This window comes from Streptomyces sp. AM 4-1-1 (assembly GCF_029167625.1).
Classification (GTDB): Bacteria; Actinomycetota; Actinomycetes; order Streptomycetales; family Streptomycetaceae; genus Streptomyces.
The window spans coordinates 4,924,783-4,944,734 of sequence record NZ_CP119145.1; the positions used below are offsets into that span (position 1 = coordinate 4,924,783).

The 19,952-nt window shown below is 70.6% G+C and carries 17 protein-coding genes; 8 read left to right on the forward strand and 9 right to left on the reverse strand.

What is annotated here, in order from left to right; all coding sequences use genetic code 11:
• Nucleotides 1-21 precede the first annotated feature (21 nt).
• Nucleotides 22-1,293 (forward strand): hypothetical protein, encoded by a 1,272-nt coding sequence (locus PZB75_RS21010; RefSeq protein ID WP_275536840.1) that lies wholly within the window; start codon nt 22-24, stop codon nt 1,291-1,293.
• A 7-nt stretch (nt 1,294-1,300) separates the two neighbouring features.
• Here the strand turns inward: PZB75_RS21010 and PZB75_RS21015 are convergent, their stop codons facing one another.
• On the reverse strand, nt 1,301-1,729 hold the full coding sequence (locus tag PZB75_RS21015) for a DUF192 domain-containing protein (protein WP_275536841.1): 429 nt from the start codon (nt 1,727-1,729) through the stop codon (nt 1,301-1,303).
• An 88-nt stretch (nt 1,730-1,817) separates the two neighbouring features.
• Between PZB75_RS21015 and PZB75_RS21020 the strand changes: the two genes are divergently transcribed.
• Nucleotides 1,818-2,657: an A24 family peptidase gene (locus PZB75_RS21020; protein WP_275536842.1), complete on the forward strand. Its 840-nt coding sequence runs from the start codon at nt 1,818-1,820 to the stop codon at nt 2,655-2,657.
• 451 nt (nt 2,658-3,108) lie between these two features.
• Here PZB75_RS21020 and mgrA read toward each other — a convergent pair whose 3' ends face one another.
• On the reverse strand, nt 3,109-4,197 hold the full coding sequence (gene mgrA / locus PZB75_RS21025; RefSeq protein WP_275536843.1) for an L-glyceraldehyde 3-phosphate reductase: 1,089 nt from the start codon (nt 4,195-4,197) through the stop codon (nt 3,109-3,111).
• 208 nt (nt 4,198-4,405) lie between these two features.
• Here mgrA and PZB75_RS21030 point away from each other — a divergent pair, with 208 nt between their 5' ends.
• The 4 genes from PZB75_RS21030 to PZB75_RS21045 all read left to right on the forward strand — a co-directional run bounded on the left by PZB75_RS21030 (nt 4,406) and on the right by PZB75_RS21045 (nt 9,775).
• The gene (locus PZB75_RS21030) at nt 4,406-5,167 is read left to right on the forward strand and encodes an isoprenyl transferase (RefSeq protein ID WP_275538799.1); all 762 of its coding nucleotides are present in this window, start codon (nt 4,406-4,408) and stop codon (nt 5,165-5,167) included.
• 430 nt (nt 5,168-5,597) lie between these two features.
• Entirely contained in the window at nt 5,598-6,920 is a 1,323-nt protein-coding gene (locus PZB75_RS21035; RefSeq protein WP_275536844.1) for a PhoH family protein, read from the forward strand.
• A gap of 388 nt (nt 6,921-7,308) precedes the next feature.
• Nucleotides 7,309-8,022: a transglycosylase SLT domain-containing protein gene (locus tag PZB75_RS21040; RefSeq protein WP_275536845.1), complete on the forward strand. Its 714-nt coding sequence runs from the start codon at nt 7,309-7,311 to the stop codon at nt 8,020-8,022.
• 202 nt (nt 8,023-8,224) lie between these two features.
• Entirely contained in the window at nt 8,225-9,775 is a 1,551-nt protein-coding gene (locus PZB75_RS21045; RefSeq protein WP_275536846.1) for an AI-2E family transporter, read from the forward strand.
• A 257-nt stretch (nt 9,776-10,032) separates the two neighbouring features.
• Here PZB75_RS21045 and PZB75_RS21050 read toward each other — a convergent pair whose 3' ends face one another.
• Nucleotides 10,033-10,566 carry an alkyl hydroperoxide reductase gene (locus PZB75_RS21050; RefSeq protein ID WP_275536847.1) on the reverse strand — a complete coding sequence of 178 codons (534 nt, stop codon included), beginning with the start codon at nt 10,564-10,566 and terminating at the stop codon, nt 10,033-10,035.
• 12 nt (nt 10,567-10,578) lie between these two features.
• Nucleotides 10,579-11,133 (reverse strand): peroxiredoxin, encoded by a 555-nt coding sequence (locus tag PZB75_RS21055; protein ID WP_275536848.1) that lies wholly within the window; start codon nt 11,131-11,133, stop codon nt 10,579-10,581.
• A 162-nt stretch (nt 11,134-11,295) separates the two neighbouring features.
• On the opposite strand from PZB75_RS21055, the gene PZB75_RS21060 reads away from it, so the two are divergent.
• Nucleotides 11,296-12,246, forward strand: a complete 951-nt coding sequence (locus PZB75_RS21060; RefSeq protein WP_275536849.1) for a LysR substrate-binding domain-containing protein — start codon at nt 11,296-11,298, stop codon at nt 12,244-12,246.
• Between the two features lie 129 nt (nt 12,247-12,375).
• Here PZB75_RS21060 and PZB75_RS21065 read toward each other — a convergent pair whose 3' ends face one another.
• The 5 genes from PZB75_RS21065 to PZB75_RS21085 all read right to left on the reverse strand — a co-directional run bounded on the left by PZB75_RS21065 (nt 12,376) and on the right by PZB75_RS21085 (nt 17,365).
• Nucleotides 12,376-14,787, reverse strand: coding sequence for an FtsX-like permease family protein (locus PZB75_RS21065; protein ID WP_275536850.1), 2,412 nt, complete (start codon nt 14,785-14,787; stop codon nt 12,376-12,378).
• Nucleotides 14,784-15,470, reverse strand: coding sequence for an ABC transporter ATP-binding protein (locus tag PZB75_RS21070; RefSeq protein ID WP_275536851.1), 687 nt, complete (start codon nt 15,468-15,470; stop codon nt 14,784-14,786). Before PZB75_RS21070 ends, PZB75_RS21065 begins: the two co-directional genes overlap by 4 nt.
• Complete coding sequence (locus PZB75_RS21075; RefSeq protein WP_275536852.1) at nt 15,467-15,991, reverse strand: PadR family transcriptional regulator; 525 nt, start codon at nt 15,989-15,991, stop codon at nt 15,467-15,469. The genes PZB75_RS21070 and PZB75_RS21075 overlap by 4 nt, the downstream gene beginning before the upstream one ends.
• A 178-nt stretch (nt 15,992-16,169) precedes the next feature.
• Nucleotides 16,170-16,421 carry a hypothetical protein gene (locus tag PZB75_RS21080; RefSeq protein WP_275538800.1) on the reverse strand — a complete coding sequence of 84 codons (252 nt, stop codon included), beginning with the start codon at nt 16,419-16,421 and terminating at the stop codon, nt 16,170-16,172.
• Between the two features lie 41 nt (nt 16,422-16,462).
• Nucleotides 16,463-17,365: an SPFH domain-containing protein gene (locus PZB75_RS21085; RefSeq protein ID WP_275538801.1), complete on the reverse strand. Its 903-nt coding sequence runs from the start codon at nt 17,363-17,365 to the stop codon at nt 16,463-16,465.
• 316 nt (nt 17,366-17,681) lie between these two features.
• Here PZB75_RS21085 and PZB75_RS21090 point away from each other — a divergent pair, with 316 nt between their 5' ends.
• A complete protein-coding gene (locus PZB75_RS21090; RefSeq protein WP_275536853.1) occupies nt 17,682-19,919 on the forward strand; it encodes a transglycosylase domain-containing protein in 2,238 nt (745 codons plus the stop codon).
• Nucleotides 19,920-19,952 lie beyond the last annotated feature (33 nt).

The window sequence follows — 19,952 nt, forward strand, 5'->3', positions numbered from 1 at the left end:
CCCGCCGGACATAATCGCCGCATGCCCGAGGAAGACGGCCCCTCAGCCACCCCCACGTCACCCCCCACCCCCACCCACCTGCGCATACGCCCCTCGGGTGGTCCCACGACCCGCTTCCCCCACTACCACCCCCACCGCGCCCCGCTCCGGGACCGCGCCACCGCCGCCCTCGCCTCGGCCGGCCCGGCGCTCGGGGCGTACGCGGCCGTGCGGGCCCTCGGGCTCCTCACCTTCTGGATCGCCGCCTCCGCCACCGGGAAGGACGCCTTCCGTCTGCTGACCGGGCGCTGGGACTCCGTCTGGTACCAGCGGATCGCCGAACACGGCTACCGCTACTCCGTCACCCTGCCCGACGGAACCGTCCACTCCGACCTCGCCTTCTTCCCCCTCCTCCCGGCCCTGGAGCGCGGGATCGCCCAGATCACCCCGCTCGACCTGGCGGGCGCGGGGCTGCTGATCGCCTGGGTGGCCGCCCTGGTCGCCGCCTGGGGAATCCACGCCGTCGGCGCGCACCTCTTCGGACGGCGGACCGGGATCGTGCTGGCCGCGCTGTGGGGCGTCTACCCGACGGCGTTCGTACAGTCGATGGCGTACACGGAGACGCTGTTCACGGCGCTCGCCGCCTGGGCCCTGTACGCCGTGCTGACCGGCCGGTGGATCGTGGCGGGGGGTCTGTGCGTAGTGACGGGGCTGACCCGGCCGTCCGCCGCGGCGCTCGTCGCCGCCCTCGCGATCACCGCGGTCGCGGCACTCGTACGGGAGTGCCGGGCGGATTCGTACGACGGCCTCCTCCCCGTCCTGCGCCGCAACGCCCGCATGGTGGTCGGGGTGTGTCTCGCGCCGCTGGGCTGGCTGGCGTACGTGGTGTTCGTCGCCGTACGGGAGGGCCGCCCGTTCGCGTACTTCGACGTGCAGGCCCAGTGGGGCAACAGCATCGACGGCGGCCGGGCCCTCGCCGCCTTCGTCCTCGGCCTTCCGCTGCCCGCCGCGCTCGGCCTGTGCGCGGCGCTGGGACTCGTCGGGTGGGTGGTGTGCCTGTGCGTACGGCAGCGGCAGCCGCTTCCCGTACTCGTCTACTGCGTCGCCGTGGTCGTCATCTCGCTGATCGGCTCGGGCTACTTCGGATCGAGGCCCCGCCTGATGATGCCCGCCTTCCCGCTGCTCCTGCCGGCGGCGGTCGCGCTGGCCCGGACGCGCGGCGGCACGGCCCGTGCGGTCACGGTCATCGGCGTGCTCGCCGCCGCGTCGGCCGGGTACGGGGCCTGGACGCTGCTCGGCCCCGGCCCGCCCTGACAGGCCGTCACGTCACCTGCTCCGACGGGCCGTCGGGAGGACCAGTAGGACGCGACGGCTCCGGCGCGTCGACCCGGACCCGTATCCGGGTCCCCGGCCGCAGCCCCCACGCGTCCATCGTCCCGGCCGCCGACTCCACCACATGCCGGGCCCGCGGCCGGGGCAGCCCGAGCCGTCCCGGCCTCATCGTGCGGACCGCCAGCACCCGGAACTTCCGGTCCAGATACGCCACATCGATGGCGAACCGCATCCGGAAGGTGTGGACCCCGCCGCACGGCGTGAGCAACAGCGCGCCGTCGACCCCGTCCCGGCCGAGCAGCCCACGCGTCCGTGCCCGGTACGAGGCCGCGATCCGCACCGGCACCTCCACCCCCGGCCCCTCCGCCGCACCCCGCACCACCGTCAACGTCCCACCGCCGTCGCGCCATCGCCGCATGGCGACGACTCTAACGACCTCCCCCAGCACGGGCGGCGGACTCCCGCCGCCCTACGACTGCCGTGGGCGGGCCGTTAGGGTCGGGCGTGTGTTAGCCACGCTGACAGCGGTCGCCGCGCTCTGGGGCGCCGCCACCGGACTGCTGCTCCCACGCGCCGCCTACCGCCTCGCAGTCCCCCCGGACGAGCCCTGGCGCACCACCTGCCCGGCGGACCACCCGCTCACCGGCCCGGCGTGGGGCTGGCTCGGCACTGCCCGGTGCGCCGTGTGCGCGACGCAGGCCGGCGCGGCCACCTCTCCGGCCACGGAGTCCCCTCCGGCGACCGAAGCACCGCCCGCCTCCGCTACCACCGCCGACGCGCGGCGACGGGTGCCGACAGCCCGGCGGTACGCCCCCTCGGCGCTCCTCCCCGTCGTCACCGCCCTCGTCTGCGCCGCGCTCGCCGCCGCCACCGGGGCGCGGCCCGAACTCGCCGTCTGGCTGCTGCTCACCCCCGTCGCCGTGCTCCTCGCGGCCGTGGACCACCGGGTCCACCGGCTGCCGGACCGGCTGACCCTGCCGCTGGCCGCCCTGGCCGCCGTCCTGCTGGGCGGCGCCGCGCTCCTGCCGGGCCACGGTGGCTCGTGGACGTCCGCACTGCTGGGCGGCGCCGTGCTGGGCGCGTTCTATCTCCTGCTCTTCCTGATCAACCCGAACGGGATGGGCTTCGGGGACGTCAAGCTGGCACCGGCGCTGGGAGCGGCGCTCGGCTGGTACGGGTGGGCGGTGCTGTTCGCCGGAGGGTTCGCCGGGTTCCTGCTCGGCGCGCTGTACGGATGCGGGCTGATGGCGCTGCGGCGGGCGGGGCGAGGGACGGGCATCCCGTTCGGCCCGTTCATGATCGCGGGAGCGCTGGCCGGGATGCTGCTCGGCGCCGCCGGAGCCTGAACCGCCCGGCCGCCCCGCGCGTACCCGCCCGGCTTCACGTACCGCCGCACTCGAAATCCGCTCCGGTCCAGGCTCCGCGCAAGGCCCCCACCCCGCGCCCCGCGCAAGGCCCGCGCCCCGCCTCCACGTAAAAGCCCGCGTAAAGCCCCGCCCCCGCGCCGAGCCCGCCACTCCGCTCCCGCGTCAAGTCCGCGCCCCGCCGCGTCCGCCCCGTTCTCCGGGGCTCCGACGGCCCGGAAATCCCGGTCCGCAGCGGAGTCCCGCGAATCCGGAGAGTAGTTGTGGCATGGCGTGGCACGCAGCAGTACTTACGAAGGGTTATGGTGGAAGCCCCCCCTCGGGCCGGTCCGTATCCCCCCCACGGACCGGCCCGTTTTTTGTCCCGGATGCCGTCAGGCTCCTGACAGGGGCCGCCAGGTCGCACCAGAGCCCGTCAGGGCCCTACGGAGCCTCAGGAGCGGTCGGCCCAGATGTTGGTGCCCGCGGTGTCCACGGCGAACGTGTCGATCTCCGTCAGCTCGTCGGCCGAGAGGGCGGGACCCGCCAGCGCCGCGACGTTCTCCTCCAGCTGGCGCACGCTCGACGCGCCGATCAGGGCGGACGTCATGCGGCTGTCCCTCAGCACCCAGTTCAGCGCCAGCTGGGCCAGGGACTGGCCGCGCCGCCGGGCGATGTCGTTCAGCCCGTTCAGCCGGCGGACCACCTCGTCCGAGAGCAGCCCCGGGTCGAGGGACTTGCCCTGCGTCGCCCGTGAACCCTCCGGGATGCCCTTCAGGTACTTGCCGGTCAGCAGCCCCTGGGCCAGCGGTACGAAGGAGATGCAGCCCATCCCCGCCGTCTCCAGCGTGTCGAGGAGGCCGTCGTCCTCGATCCAGCGGTTGATCATCGAGTAGGACGGCTGGTGGATCAGCGCGGGGACGCCCATCTCCTTGAGCAGCCGGGCCGCCTCGGCGGTCTGCTCCGCGTTGTACGAGGAGACGCCCACGTACAACGCCTTGCCCTGCTGTACGGCGGAGGCCAGCGCGCCCATCGTCTCCTGGAGCGGGGTGTCGGGGTCGAAGCGGTGCGAGTAGAAGATGTCGACGTGATCGAGCCCCATCCGCTTCAGGGACGCGTCCAGCGACGACAGCAGATACTTGCGGGAGCCCCACTCGCCGTACGGGCCCGGGTGCATGTCGTACCCCGCCTTGGTGGAGACGACCAGCTCGTCCCGGTACGGGGCGAAGTCCTGCCGGAAGATCTTCCCGAAGTTCAGCTCGGCCGATCCGGGCGGCGGCCCGTAGTTGTTCGCCAGGTCGAAGTGGGTCACCCCGAGGTCGAAGGCGCGGCGCAGGATCGCCCGCTGGGAGTCGAGCGTGCGGTCGTCGCCGAAGTTGTGCCACAGACCGAGGGAGACGGCGGGCAGCTTGAGACCGCTGCGACCGGCGCGGCGGTACTCGATGGAGTCGTAGCGCGATCCGGCGGCACGGTAGAGGCCGGCGGGGGCGGACGGAGCGGCAGCGGAATCGGGGGAGGCAGAGGAAGCGGAAGAATCAGTCACGTTTCTCTGCTTATCACGGACTTGTGACAGACCGAGCTGGGCCGTGGTCACCCGTGCGCAGTAATGTGGCCGCTTCGGGGATGCCACGACACGGTGCGGCGACGAGCCGGTGCGGGTCGGTGCGGTGACTCCCCACGGGACGACCCCGTACCCCCGGCGACGGGGAAGGCGGGGTCATGGCCCGCACGGAACCGAGAGGGTGAACTCAGTGAACTTGCGCGACCTGGTGTACGGGCTCTACGCACGCCGGGTGGAAGCCCGCCTCGATCATGCCCAGGTACCCAAGCACATCGGTGTCATCCTCGACGGCAACCGCCGCTGGGCCAAGGCGTCCGGCGGTTCGGCCGTGCAGGGCCACCAGGCCGGCGCGGACAAGATCTCGGAACTCCTCGGCTGGTGCAGCGAGAGCAAGGTCGAGGTCGTCACCCTCTGGCTGCTCTCCACGGACAACTTCGACCGGCCCGAGGCCGAGCTGATCCCGCTCCTCGGCATCATCGAGAACACGGTGCGCAACCTCGCGGAGGACGGCCGCTGGCGCGTCCACCACGTCGGCACCATGGACCTGCTGCCCGCCCGCACCCAGACCGTCCTCAAGGAGGCGGAACAGGCCACGCTCGACGTCGACGGGATCATCGTCAACGTGGCCGTCGGCTACGGCGGACGTCAGGAGATCGCGGACGCCGTGCGTTCGCTGCTGATGGAGCACTCCTCCAAGGGGACGTCCTTCGAGGAGCTGGCGGAGATCGTCTCCACGGACCTGATCTCCGAGCACCTGTACACCCGGGGACAGCCCGACCCGGACCTGGTGATCCGGACCAGTGGGGAACAGCGTCTCTCCGGCTTCATGCTCTGGCAGAGCGCCCACTCCGAGTACTACTTCTGCGAAGTGTTCTGGCCGGCCTTCCGCAAGGTCGACTTCCTGCGCGCGCTGCGCGACTACGCGGCCCGCCACCGCCGCTACGGCGCCTGACCGCACTCCGGGGCCGGAGCCGCCGGACCGTCGCGGCAGCCGACCGGACACACCCCGGCCGGTACGCCCGGCGTACGCCCGCGCGTCCCACGGCGGTCCCACGGCGGCCACCTCGGGGTCTCCCCGCGTCCACCGGGGCGAATCCGTACCGTGTCATATGCCCTGGCATGGCTTCACTCGTTCCAGGGAATACCCCTCTCAGGTCGACGTCCGGTCAGGAACCAGGCGGATGTCGTGTCCAAGTGAGCGGCATCGGGTCCGCTCGCCCGGGAGGCCCTTTGCACACGAAGGACCGCACGCGCAGTGCGGCCGACGCGGAGGGCCGGAGCTCGGCCCGCGCACCGCGGTCGGAGCCCGGTCTCTCATCTCCCTTTGGGATGCTCCGCGACACCGTCGCACCCCAACCTCGTCCGAGGGGGTACGTCCTTCCGTGGTGACCAGCACAAAGCGCCGCATGTCCGACAGGCGCACCTACGTTCTCGACACCAGCGTCCTGCTGGCCGATCCCAACGCCATGTCCCGCTTCGACGAGCACGAGGTCGTGCTCCCGATCGTGGTGGTCACGGAACTGGAGGCCAAACGGCACCACCCGGAACTCGGGTACTTCGCCCGGCAGGCACTGCGTCTGCTGGACGACTTCCGGGTCCGGTACGGCCGACTGGACGCACCGATTCCGCTGGGGGACCTCGGCGGGACGCTGCGCGTCGAGCTCAACCACTCCGATCCCGGCGTACTGCCCGCCGGTTACCGGTTGGGGGACAACGACTCACGGATTCTCGCGGTCGCGCGCAATCTCCAGGCCGAGGGGTACGACGTCACGGTCGTCTCCAAGGACCTCCCGCTGCGCATCAAGGCGTCATCGGTCGGTCTGCTCGCCGAGGAGTACCGGGCCGAGCTCGCCGTCACCGACTCCGGCTGGACCGGCATGTCGGAGCTGCCGCTCTCCGCCGAACAGGTGGATCTGCTGTTCACCGAGGAGACGCTGTACGTCCCCGAGGCGGCCGAGCTGCCCGTGCACACCGGGCTGGTGCTCCAGTCCGAGCGCGGCAAGGCGCTCGGCCGGGTCACCGCCGAGGGCAATGTGCGGCTGGTGCGCGGCGACCGGGAGGCGTTCGGAATCCACGGCCGCAGCGCGGAGCAGCGCATCGCGCTCGATCTGCTCCTCGACCAGGACGTCGGCATCGTCTCGCTGGGAGGCCGGGCGGGCACCGGCAAGTCGGCGCTCGCGCTCTGCGCGGGGCTCGACGCCGTCCTGGAGCGCAGACAGCACGAGAAGGTGATGGTCTTCCGGCCGCTGTACGCGGTCGGCGGACAGGAGCTCGGCTATCTCCCCGGCAGCGAGGCCGAGAAGATGAGCCCCTGGGCGCAGGCCGTCTTCGACACGCTCTCGGCGGTCGCCGGACGCGAGGTGATCGAGGAGGTGCTGGGGCGCGGGATGCTGGAGGTCCTGCCGCTCACCCACATCCGGGGCCGGTCGCTGCACGACGCGTTCGTGATTGTGGACGAGGCGCAGTCGCTCGAACGGAACGTCCTGCTGACCGTGTTGTCCCGGATCGGGGCGAACTCACGGGTGGTGCTCACGCATGACGTGGCGCAGCGGGACAACCTCCGGGTCGGCAGACACGACGGAGTGGTCGCCGTCGTCGAGAAGCTGAAGGGACACCCGCTCTTCGCGCACGTCACGCTCACCCGCTCCGAGCGGTCGCCGATCGCCGCGCTGGTGACCGAAATGCTGGAGGAAGGCCAGATCTGATACGGGTTACGACAGTTGATGCCGCCCGGCGAGCCGAAGAGCTTAGCCGGGCGGCATCGTGCTGCGCCCGCATTTCCACAAAGAAGGGGGGCCAAACGGGGTGTGACCTTTCCCACGCAACACAGAATTGCCTCACGGCGTCCATGTCCGGCAGAGTCTTGCTTCCGTCAGGCCCCGCATACGGCACACGCGCACCTCCAGAGGTGCCACGCATCAGACAACTGAACAATCGCCGTCCGTATGCCGCCCGCGAGTTCCACGCGGCCCTCCGTGAAGGAGTCGCCCGCCGGGCCCGTGCCTCCCGTGACCCAAGCAGTGGGGAGGCCAGCGTCAGGGGCACGATTGAGCCCGCGAGGTCACCTGTGCGGGCATGCTGGAAGGACACCGTGTGAGCCGGATCTCGGTCCGGGGGTTCGCCGTGGCATCTGCCACCGCGGTCACCACCGTTGGCGCCGTCGTTGGCGTTGCCTCGGGCAGCACTCCCGCTGTCGACGACAACAACAACTTCGAAGCGACCGCAGCCGACACGACGCTTCTCGCAGACATCCCCGCGGGCCAGCAGGCCCAGGTGCAGACGGTCTCGTTGGCGCAGCAGGCCGATGCCCAGGCTTCCGCCGCGGACGCGGCGGCGAAGAAGTCGGCCGAGGAATCGGCCCGTATCCAGGCCGCCAAGGATGCCAAGGCGAAGAAGCAGGCGGCCGAGGACAAGCTGAAGAAGGAGCGCGAGGCCAAGAAGGCCAAGGAAGACGCCGAGCGCGCCAGCCGGTCCGAGACGCGTGACGCGGTCAGCTTCGCCACGAAGGGCTCGTACAGTGTCGCCGAAATCCAGGCGATGGCCCGCCAGATGGTCCCCGGCGACCAGTACCAGTGCTTCAGCAACATCGTGAACAACGAGTCGAGCTGGAACTACCTGGCGAGCAACCCCTCGACCGGCGCTTACGGTCTCGTCCAGGCGCTGCCCGGTTCCAAGATGGCGTCCGCGGGCGCCGACTGGCAGTCCAACCCGGCCACCCAGATCAAGTGGGGGCTGAACTACATGAACGACCGCTACCACAGCCCCTGTGGAGCCTGGTCCTTCTGGCAGGCGAACCACTGGTACTGATGCCGCTCCCGGCAAGCCCTGCCGGTCACGGCACTTGGCCTTCCGTCCGCCGGCGCGCACCGGATCGGACCCGGCCCGTTCTCAACCCCGTGGAGCCCCCCACCGTCCCAGGACGGTGGGGGGCTCCACGCGCGTGTACGGTCACTTCGAGGAATCCGGGGTAGACGGTGGCGCGGGACAGCATGGCGGAGAGGGAACGAACATGTCGAAACTGCCGGGCTGGCTCGGCCGGATGGGCGCGGAACTGACCGAGATCGGTGCGCGCCTGGAGAAGCGCAGAGCGGAGGCCGAGGGCGAGGGCGCCGACCCGGGCATGTCGCCGGCCGCCGCTGCCGCGGCCGCCGCCGGCCCTGGTTCCGGTCCCGGCGCGGGCTCCTCCTCCGGGAGGCCCGCGCCGGGACCGGAATCCGGAACCCGTCCGGATTCCACGTCCGCTCCTGATCACGGTCCGGACGAGGCGGACCATGTGCCGGCGCCGCCCTCGTACGCCCCGGCGGTCGCGGCCCGGCCCGATCCGGTCGCGGCCATCCCCTGGGGAATGCGGGTCGCGGCCGAGGCGTCCTGGCGGCTGCTCGTCCTGGCGGGAATGCTCTGGGTGCTGATGCGGGTCATCAGCGCCGTACAGCTGGTGGTGCTGGCGTTCGTCGCCGCGCTGCTCGTCACCGCGCTGCTCCAGCCGACCGTCGCCAGACTGAGACGGCACGGGCTGCCGCGCGGGCTCGCCACCGCCGTCACCGCGATCCTGGGCTTCATCGTGATGGGGCTGGTCGGCTGGTTCGTGGTCTGGCAGGTCATGGACAACCTCGACACCCTGTCGGACAAGGTCCGGGCGGGTATCGACGAGTTGAAGCGCTGGTTGCTGGACAGCCCCTTCCATGTGACCGAGCAGCAGATCAACGACGTCGCCAAGAACCTCAGCGACACCATCGGCACCAACACCGAGGAGATCACCTCCGCCGGGCTCCAGGGCGTCACCGTGATGGTCGAGGTCCTGACCGGGATGCTGCTGGCGATGTTCTCGACGCTCTTCCTGCTGTACGACGGGAAGCGCATCTGGCACTGGGTGCTGAAGCTCGTGCCCGCGCAGGCCCGGCCGGGAGTCGCGGGGGCCGGACCGCGTGCCTGGCGCACGCTCACCGCCTATGTGCGGGGGACGGTGATAGTGGCGCTGATCGACGCGATCTTCATCGGGCTCGGGATCTTCTTCCTCGATGTGCCGATGGCCGTACCGCTGGCCGTGTTCATCTTCCTGTTCGCCTTCATCCCGCTGGTCGGGGCGGTGGTCTCGGGAGCGCTGGCCGTGATCGTCGCGCTCGTCACCCAGGGGCCGTTCACCGCGCTGATGGTGGTTCTGGTGGTGCTGGCGGTGCAGCAGATCGAAGGGCATGTGCTGCAGCCGTTCATCCTCGGGCGCGCGGTGCGGGTCCATCCGCTGGCGGTCGTCCTGTCGGTGGCGGCGGGCGGCATGATCGCGGGCATCGGGGGTGCGGTCGTCGCGGTGCCGCTGGTCGCGGTGACCAATACGGTGGTCGGCTATCTACGGGCGTACAGCCAGGAGAACGCGTTGCGTCAGGCACCGGGTCCGCACGGGGCGACGGCCGTCGAGGTCGCTCCCACCACGGCCCCCGGGACCCCGGGGACGGCCGACGACGAGGAGGACCGGACGGGAGGGACGGACTCCGGGGGCGTCGGCGCCGGTGACGGGCGGCGCGTACCGACGGAGCGGACGAAGCCGGACCGGTCCGAGACGTGAGGGAAGCCGACGCGGCGCACGTGGACGGAAAGGAAGAAGGACCCCCGGACGGTCGGTCGTCCGGGGGTCCTTCTCGTTCATGGGCGCTGCCGGGTCCTGGCGCCGGACACGGCGCGGATGCGGCATGACGGCGCTGGTGCCGGGAGCGGCGTACCAGTGCCCCTCCCGGCAGGCTTTGCCCTGTCGCGCCGCCCAGCACTTCCCCGAGCTCTCGGCTTCGCTCGACCCGTGACGGGCGAACATTGCCGGTCACGGCACTAGTCGGCGAGGACGGCCTCGGAGTCGAGGGTCACGCCGACCGCCTGGATCACCGCGGCGATCTTGACGGCTTCCTGAATGGTCTCACGGTCCACGCCGGCCTTGCGCAGCACCTGCTCGTGGGAGTCGAGGCACTGGCCGCAGCCGTTGATGGCGGAGACGGCGAGTGACCACAGCTCGAAGTCGACCTTCTCCACGCCGGGCTTGCCGATGACGTTCATCCGCAGGCCCGCGCGGAGCGTGCCGTACTCCGGGTCCGACAGCAGGTGCCGGGTGCGGTAGAAGACGTTGTTCATCGCCATGATGGCGGCGGCCGACTTCGCGGCGGTGTACGCCTCCGCGGAGAGGTTGGCCTTGGCCTCCGGCTCCAGCTCGCGGAGCACCCTCGGCGAGCGCGAGGCGATCGCGCAGGCGAGGACGGTGCCCCACAGCTGCTGCTGCGGCAGTTCGCTGTTGCCTATGACCGAACCGAGGTTCAGCTTCAGGTCCTTGGCGAAGTCCGGTACGGCGGCCTTCAGTTCGTCGAGTGCCATGTCGTCGTCAGCTCACTCGCCCGAGAGGAGCGCGACCGGGTCGAGCGTGTTCTCGCCCTTGGTCCAGTTGCAGGGGCACAGCTCGTCGGTCTGCAGGGCGTCGAGGACCCGCAGGACCTCCTTGGGGTTACGGCCCACGGAACCGGCGGTCACCATGGTGAACTGGATCTCGTTGTTCTGGTCGACGATGAAGACGGCGCGCTGGGCGAAGCCGTCGGCGCCCTCGATGCCGAGCTCCCGCATGAGCTCGTGCTTCGAGTCGGCCATCATCGGGAACGGCAGGTCGGTCAGGTCCGGGTGGTCCTTGCGCCAGGCGTGGTGCACGAACTCGGAGTCACCGGAGAAGCCGAGGATCTGGGCGTCGCGGTCGGCGAACTCGTCGTTCAGCTTGCCGAAGGCGGCGATCTCGGTGGGGCACACGAAGGTGAAGTCCTTGGGCCACGCGAAGACGATCTTCCACTTGCCTTCGTAGGTCTTGTGGTTGATCTGCTCGAACTCCTTGCCCGTCTCCAGCGAGACACAGGCGGTCAGGTCGAACTCGGGGAACTTGTCACCGACAGTGAGCACGCGCACTCTCCTTGAAGCAAGGAAATCCCTTTTGGGGGGACTTCCTGAGGGTTGGACGTTGTCCACCTTGGCACAGAGTGCATTGATCGCGGAAATAGCTACAATCAGTTGTGATGATCGGAGGTGCCTATCAGTGGCGGAGAGAATCGGGTGCGGGTACGGATGAACCAGGTCAGCCGGGGCAAGCAGCCGAGTCTGTCGCAACTGCGCGCCTTCGCGGCGGTGGCCGAATACCTTCACTTCAGGGACGCGGCTTCGGCCATCGGGATGAGCCAGCCCGCGCTCTCCGGGGCCGTGTCGGCGCTGGAGGAGGCGCTGGGGGTTCAGCTCGTCGAGCGTACGACGCGCAAGGTACTGCTGTCTCCCGAGGGGGAACGCCTCGCGGTGCGCGCCCGGGCCGTGCTGGACGCCGTGGGCGAGCTGATGGAGGAGGCGGAGGCGGTCAGGGCGCCCTTCACCGGGGTGCTGAGACTTGGCGTGATCCCGACGGTCGCCCCGTATCTGCTGCCCACCGTGCTGCGGCTGGTCCACGAGCGGTACCCGGCGCTCGACCTCCAGGTGCACGAGGAACAGACCTCGTCGCTGCTGGAGGGACTGGCGGCCGGACGGCTGGACCTGCTGCTGCTCGCCGTGCCGCTCGGGGTCCAGGGGGTGACCGAACTCCCCCTCTTCGACGAGGACTTCGTCCTGGTCATGGAGCGCGGCCACCGGCTCGGCGGATGCCGCGACATCCCCCGGTCGACGCTCCGCGATCTGCCGCTGCTGCTGCTCGACGAGGGGCACTGCCTGCGTGACCAGGCCCTGGACATCTGCCGGGAGGCCGGGCGTAGGGAGGGCGCGCCGGTCACCACGACTGCGGCCGGGCTCTCCACACTGGTGCAACTGGTCGCCGGCGGCCTCGGGGTGACCCTCCTGCCGCGTACCGCCGTGACGGTCGAGACCGCACGCAACGAGGCCCTGGAGACCGGGTACTTCGCCGACCCGGCGCCGTCGCGGCGGGTGGCGCTGGCGATGCGGGCGGCGGCGGCCCGGCAGAGCGAGTTCGAGGAGTTCGCCGCCGCGCTCCGGGAGGCGATGACGGCCCTGCCGGTACGGGTGCCGACGGGCGGATGACCCGGTCCCGCCCCGGCCGGGCGCCGACGGCCCCGGACAGCCCGCCCGGCAGAGGTGTGCGTGCGGCTGCGCCCCTCCGGCGGAACCGCACGCACCGTCTCCCGTCCGTCGCGTCGTCGCGACGCCGCGTCACTCCGTACGCAGACCGTCCGGGCGCATCATGCGCCACAGCGGCGGCAGGCTGAGGAGCGTCACCGCCAGGACCAGACCGCCGCCGACCGCCGTCAGCGGCAGGAAGACGAACCAGTCCTGGACCGTGTCGCCGACCAGACGGGCCATCACCGCGCCCAGCCCGAGACCGCCGACGACCGCCAGGGCGAGACCCAGCACCACCGGGATCGTGGTCTGCCACAGCACCGACCAGGCGATCGCCGAACGGCGGGTGCCGAACGCGGCGAGCGCGGCCAGCAGCTTCCGGCGCTCACGCAGCTGCTCCAGCATCGTCACCAGCATGGACACCGCGATCAGGACCATCGTCAGGGTCGCGCCGAGCTGGAGACCGGTCTGGATGCTCGCGTAGTCCCGGTCCCGGACCGTGTTGCGGAAGGTCATCACGTTCATGCCGGGGTCGATCGCGGCGGCGGTGTTGCGCACGTACTCCTCGGCGTCCGGCACCGACGGGTCCACCTGGAGCATCGCGGTGGTCTCCGCGCCGGGGAGCCTCGTCACGTCGAGCGCGGACGGGGTGACGAAGATGCCTTCGTGCCGGTCACCACCGGGATCGGTGCGCGCCGTCGCCGTCCGGATGTCCTTCGGTACGGTCCACAGGTCCTGCTTCATGTCGGGCTTCTCGTACGCCTCCCACGAGGTCAGGTCCAGCGGCCGGCCCGGACGGACGGTCTCGGTGATCCCCTGGTCGACCTCCTCGTCGCCGCTGCGGACCAGGAAGGTGTCTCCGTCCTCGCAGCGGTCCAGTGTCGCCAGTTCGCGCAGCGTGGTGCAGGTTCCCATGACCAGCCTGCTGTTCGGGCGCTCCTCGACGGGCTTCGGGCCGGGGGCGCTCACCGAGTTCTCGATCGTGCCGATGACGCCGGTGACGCCCTTGGTGGCGCGGAACTTGTCGATCATCTCCTGGGCGAGGGTGCCGTTGGCGACCCTGATCGACGCGTTCATCTGGGCCCGGTGCGGGTCCTGGTTCGTCATCGTGGTGAAGTCGCCGTTCATCGCCCCGAAGAGCAGCTGGAGAGCGATGGCACCGGCCACCGCCACCGTGATGCCGCTGATCGCGCGGGCCGCGCCACTGCTCGTCAACTGGAGTCTGCGGACGGCCAGCTGCCAGGGCACCGGGCCGCCGCGCAACCGGCTGACGACCGCCTCGACCAGCCAGGGCAGCAGCGTCACGAGGCCGAACAGGAGCAGGGTGGCGCCCGTGACGATGGCGACCGGACGGACCGACGCCTCCGGACCGTTCATCCGCCCCTGCGTCAGCAGGACCACGGCCCCGGCCACGGGCAACAGCACCCGCCACCACAGCTTGCGCCTACGGGCAACGGCGTTGCGGACGACCCCGAGTGGTTCGATGGCCACCGAGCGCAGGGACAGCAGGGTGACCGCCACCGCGCAGACCGGCACCGCGCAGAGGATCAGCGCGGCGAGCGCCGGGACCGGTGTGAGGTCACCGGGGAACGCGCTCAGGCCCAGCAGCTCGACCGAGCCCGAGAGCCGGCGCAGTCCGAGGAAGATCCCGGCGCCGATGACCACGCCGAGGACCGAGCCGCACATCGACTCCCCGGCGGCGATCCGCCGTACCGACCGGGCGTCCGCGCCGATCAGGCGCAGCGCGGCGAGCCGGCGGTCGCGCTGGTCGCCGCCGAACCGTACGGCCGTACTGATGAAGATGGCGATGGGGGTGAGCAGGACCACGCAGATCAGGGCGATCAGCGCGATCAGCGCCGGGTCCATCGGGTCGTCCTCCGCCGGGCCGGGTGAACCGAAGACGGCGGTGCGCTGGGCGTCCTTCTCCACGCTGAGGGTGTCGGAGCCCGCGTAGTAGTAGAACTCACCCGGGCTGACCAGCCCGGCCTTCCCGATGGTGCCGATGATGCGGCCGTTCAGCCGCTCCCTGAGCAGGGCGCCCTCGGAGGAGCCGAGCAGATCGCGCAGAGCGGGGGAGACGACCAGTTCGCCGGGGGCGGGAATGGCGGAGACACCGGGCGGGAGCACGGGGTGCGCGCCGTCCGGCTTCACCAGCCGGCCCTCCATGCTCCGGTCGCGGAACTCGGTGCCGGTGTACTGCCAGAGCAGGGTGGAGTCGGAGCGCTCGGCGTTCCCGCCGAAGTACTTGCCGTCGGCGAGCCGGTCGGTGGCGCGCTCGTGACGTCCCGCCATCAGCGTGGGCGCGCTGGCGGCGCCGAGCAGCAGCGCGACGCCGAGGCCGACACCGACCGCGGTGAGCAGGGTACGGGTCCAGCCCTCACGGCCACCGGAGACCGCGAACCGCGCCCCGAAGAGGAGGTCGCGCAGCCAGGCGGGCGCAGAGGAGGCCGCGGGGGAGGCGGGCCGTCGGCCGGCCGGGGCGTCCCGCTGTTCGAGCAACGTCATACGGCGTGCTCCAGATCGCGGGACCTGCCGTCGCGTACGACGACCTCGCGGTCCGAGTAGGCGGCGACCCGCACCTCGTGCGTGACGAGGACGACGGCCGCGTTGGCGGACCGGGCGGCCTCGGTGAGGAGTTCCATCACCCGTTCGCCGTTGAGGGAGTCGAGGGCGCCGGTCGGCTCGTCCGCGAAGATCACCCTCGGTGAGGAGACCAGCGCGCGGGCTACGGCGACCCGCTGGCCCTGGCCGCCGGAGACCTGACCGGGGCGCTTGTCGCCCAGGGTGTCGACCTCCAGTCGCTCCATCCAGTGCAGGGCGGTGCGCTCGGCGTCCTTGCGCTTGGCACCGTTCAGCCGGAGCGGCAGGGCGACGTTCTCCACACAGGTCAGCTCCGGTACGAGCCGGCCGAACTGGAAGACGAAGCCGAACTCGCTGCGGCGCAGTGCGCTGCGTTCGGCCTCGGACATCGCGGAGAGTTCACGGCCCGCGTAGGTGACGGTGCCGGAGTCCGGTGTGACGATCCCGGCGAGACAGTGCAGGAGGGTGGACTTGCCGGAGCCGGAGGGGCCCATCACAGCGACGACCTCGCCCGCGTGTATGGAGAACCCGGCGCCGTCGAGGGCGGGCGTCGCGCCGTAGGTCTTGCGCAGGTCATGGGCGCTGAGCAGGGAACCGGCGGGCGTCATGCCGTCACCTCCAGGGTGAGCCGGCCGAGACGCGCGGCGGTCAGTTCCAGCCAGCGCAGATCGGCTTCGAGGTGGAACAGCGCGTGATCGCAGATGAGTTGGTCGGCGAAGTCGCCACGGCGCTTGCGGTCGGTCAGGATGCGCATCAGCCGCAGATGCTCGGAGCGCTGGGTGTCGAGCAGGTCGGAGGCGCTGCGTCCGGTGAGGATGGCCAGGACGACCTTGGTGTAGAGCGTCGACTGGAGATACGGCTCCGGCTTCTCGGGCTGGGCGAGCCAGGCGGACACGTCGGTGACCCCGGCGTCGGTGATGGCGTAGCGCTTGCGCTCGGGGCCGCCGCCGGCCTCGACGCCGTCGACCTCCACCAGGCCGTTCTTCAGCAGCCGGGACATGGTCGAGTAGACCTGCCCGTAGTGCAGGGGGCGGTCGTGCCCGAACTTCTCGTCGAAGGCGCGCTTGAGGTCGTATCCGTGGCGTGGACCGGACTCCAGGAGTCCGAGCAAGGTGTGACCGATAGACATGCGGAGGACTATACACATCACGTATACATGCCATGTATACGTGGTGTGCATACCGTCCTGAACTGCGGTTCGGCGTTGTTCCGCCGGGCCAGGTGGTGTGGAGGGTGACCCTCGGGCGGTCGTGGGCCGTCTTCGGGGCGGGGGGCGTACCGGCCTCCCGCCCCGGTGGCACGCCCCGTCAGGCCGGGTCCTCGGACTCCGCGGCCGGGTCGCCCATGGGGTCCGCCGCCGGGTCCCTCGCCTGATCCGCCGCCGGGTCCCTCGGGGGGCGCCCGCGGCGGGGGATGGGGCGGGCGCCGCCCGGCAGCCGTCCCGCCTCGGCCAGCGCCCGCCGCAGCAGATACTCGATCTGGGCGTTCGCGCTGCGCAGTTCGTCGGACGCCCAGCGCGCCAGGGCGTCGTGCACCGCCGGATCCAGCCGCAGCAGCATCTGCTTGCGCTGCCGCGGCCCGCGCCGGGACGTCTCGTCGGTCACTGGTAGAGCGAGCCCGTGTTCAGGACCGGCTGCACCGCGCGGTCACCGCACAGCACGACCATCAGATTGCTGACCATGGTCGCCTTGCGCTCGGAGTCCAGCTCGACGATGCCCTGTTCGGCGATCCGGGTCAGCGCCATCTCGACCATCCCGACCGCGCCCTCGACGATCTGCTGCCGGGCCGCGACCACGGCCCCCGCCTGCTGTCGCTGGAGCATCGCGGAGGCGATCTCGGGGGCGTACGCGAGGTGGCTGAAGCGCGACTCGACGATCAGCACCCCGGCGGCGCGCACCCGGGCGGTCAGTTCCACGGCCAGCTTCTCGGTGATCTCCTCGGCGTTGCCGCGCAGCGAGAGACCGCCCTCCTCGTGGGCGTCGTACGGGTACTCGATCGCGATGTGCCGGACGGCGGCCTCGGTCTGGGTGGCCACGAACTCCAGGAAGTCGTCGACCTCGAAGAGGGCCTGCGCGGTGTCGTCGACCTTCCACACGACGATCGCGGCCAGCTCGATCGGGTTCCCGTAGGCGTCGTTGACCTTCAGGACGGCCGTCTCGTGGTTGCGGACCCGGGTGGAGATCTTCCGGCTGCTGGTGAGCGGGTTGATCCAGCGCAGTCCGTCGGCGCGGATCGTGCCGACGTACCGCCCGAAGAGCTGGATGACGCGGGCCTCGCCGGGCGCGACCATCTTCACGCCGCTCATGCAGAAGAGCGACGCGATGGTGAGCAGGATGCCGAGGACGACGAGCGTGATCCCGAGGCCGTTGTGGCCGTTCGACCCGACGGCGGCGCCGAGGATGATCAGGGCGATCCCGAGGAACACCCCGACCACCGTCAGCAGCAGGCCGAGCCCGCCGGGAATGCTGTGGGCCGTGGTCTCGCGGACCTGAGGGGCGGGCATGTCCGGTGTGTCGGCCGTGACCGCGGCCGGTACCGGCTCCGGCCGGGAGGTGTGCGGGTTGTGCGAGTCGTGCTGTTCGGGCATGGATTCCCCCGTTGTGTACGGCGTCCGCGGTCCATCACCGCGCGATCAATGTGATTACACATTAGCGCGCATGGCAACCTTGCGTACCGTCCGTGAGTCGGTTCCTTGGGGTGCGGGTGCTGATTCTCACGTCCGGAAAAGACCGGATCGCCTGCATTTTGTCCGTCTCAACGGTGTTAGCTGTCTTGGCTGAGCTGATCTGATCGAACAGAGAAACGGGAGCAACACAGCGATGGGTCGAGCGGAAGCGCGACGAGCCCAGCAGCGCGGTGCGCGGCGGGCCAAGAAGACCGGCATACGCCGCTTCTTCACCTGGCGGAAGCTGCTGGGGGCCTTCTTCGGGTTCTGCCTGCTGATCATCGGCGCCTTCGTGGCGCTCTATCTGTCCGTGGACGAGCCCGCACCCAACGCGGAGGCGAAGCTGGAGAGCAACGTCTACAAGTACGGCGACGGCAAGATCCTCGCCCGCACGGGCCGTATCAACCGGGAGATGGTCGACCTCGACAAGATCCCGGAGAAGGTCCGCTACACCTTCGTCGCTGCCGAGAACAAGTCGTTCTTCAAGGACTCCGGGGTCGACCTCAAGGGCACCGCCCGCGGTCTGCTGAACACCGTGACCGGCAAGGGGAAGCAGGGAGGTTCGACGATCACTCAGCAGTACGTCAAGAACTACTACCTGACCCAGCAGCCGACGGTCTCCCGCAAGCTCAAGGAACTGGTGATCTCGCTCAAGGTCGACCGGCGGATGCACAAGGAGGACATCCTCGCCGGGTACATCAACACCAGCTATTACGGGCGCAGCGCGTACGGCATCCAGGCCGCGGCCCAGGCGTACTACGGCGTCGACGCCGAGAAGCTGACCGTCGCCCAGGGCGCCTACCTCGCCGCACTGCTCCAGGCGCCCAGCCAGTACGACTGGGCGGTCGCCTCACCGACCGGCAAGAAGCTCGTGACCGAACGCTGGCACTACGTCCTCGACAACATGGTCGAGGAGAAGTGGCTCGACGCGTCGGAGCGCGACGCGCTGAAGTTCCCCGTACCGCACAGTCCGAAGCCGCCCCTCGGCATGGGCGGCCAGACCGGCTACCTCGTCGAGGCCGCCGACGCGGAGCTGCGCAAGCAGGGCGTCTCCGAGGCCGACCTCAAGGCCGGCGGCTGGACCATCACCCTCAACATCGACGAGAAGAAGCAGAAGGAACTCGTCAAGGCGGTCGAGCGGCAACTGGAGTCGAAGATCGACCGCAAGGGCAACAAGGTCGACGCGACGGTCCAGGCGGGCGCCACCTCCGTCGACCCGAAGACCGGCGCGGTCGTCGCCCTGTACGGCGGGACCGGCGCCACCGAGCACTGGATATCCAACGCCACCCGGCAGGACTACCAGCCCGCGTCCACCTTCAAGCCGCTGGTGTTCGCCACCGCGCTGGAGAACGGCGCGGAGACCCAGGACGGCGACCGGATCGGCGTCAACACCCTCTACGACGGGACGAGCCGGCGCCCGGTCGAGGGCAGCGACACCCCGTACGCCCCGCAGAACGAGGACGACACCAGCTACGGGGACGTCAACGTCCAGGAGGCGATGGACAAGTCCATCAACTCGGTCTTCGCGCAGATGGTCGTCGACGTCGGCCCCGGCAAGGTGAAGGAGACCGCGCTCGCCCTCGGCGTACCGGACAAGAACTTCCCGGAGCGCCCGGCGACCGCCCTGGGCACCATGTACGCCTCGACCTGGGACATGGCGGGCGTGTACGCCACGTTCGACAACCACGGCAAGAAGGTCACCCCGACCATCGTGAAGTCCGCCGAGCACCGCGGCCGCTCGGTCGACCCGGTGCAGGGCATCGGCAAGCAGGTACTCAGCCGCAGGTCGGCCGACACCGTGACGTCCGTGCTGTCCGGCGTCGTCGACAACGGCTCCGGCCACGAGGCCGACACCTCGGCCTATGACGCGGCGGGCAAGACGGGTACGTCGGAGAACAACCGGGCGGCCCTGTTCGCCGGCTACACCCCGGAACTCAGCACCGTCGTGGCGCTCTACGGCGAGTCCCCGAAGGACGGCGGCGGCCAGGTCAGCCTCACCGGCACCGCCAACTCAGGCCGTGCCAACGGCGGTGGCTTCCCGGCGAAGATCTGGGCGGACTACACCCTGCGCGCCCTGAACGGCGGCTCCGACGCCCGCTTCGACCTGGAGGACGTCGAGAAAGGCGAGGTCACCGTGACCGAATCCCCGTCGCCGTCCACCTCCGCGTCCGAGTCGCCCGAGGAGACACCGTCCGAGGAGCCGGAGTCGCCCGAGGAGACACCGAGCGAGTCCGAGTCGGAGAGCCCGGACGAGACGGTCACCGAGTCCCCGTCCCCCTCGCTCTCCGTGAGCCCGCCCGAGACCTCCGAGGACCCCGGAGAAGGGGACGACGACGGCAACCGGCCCAGCGGCAACCGGCCGGGTGGCAACACCAACGTCCAGCGGCCTTAAGACGTTCCGCCCGGACCAGGCCGGGCTCGCCCG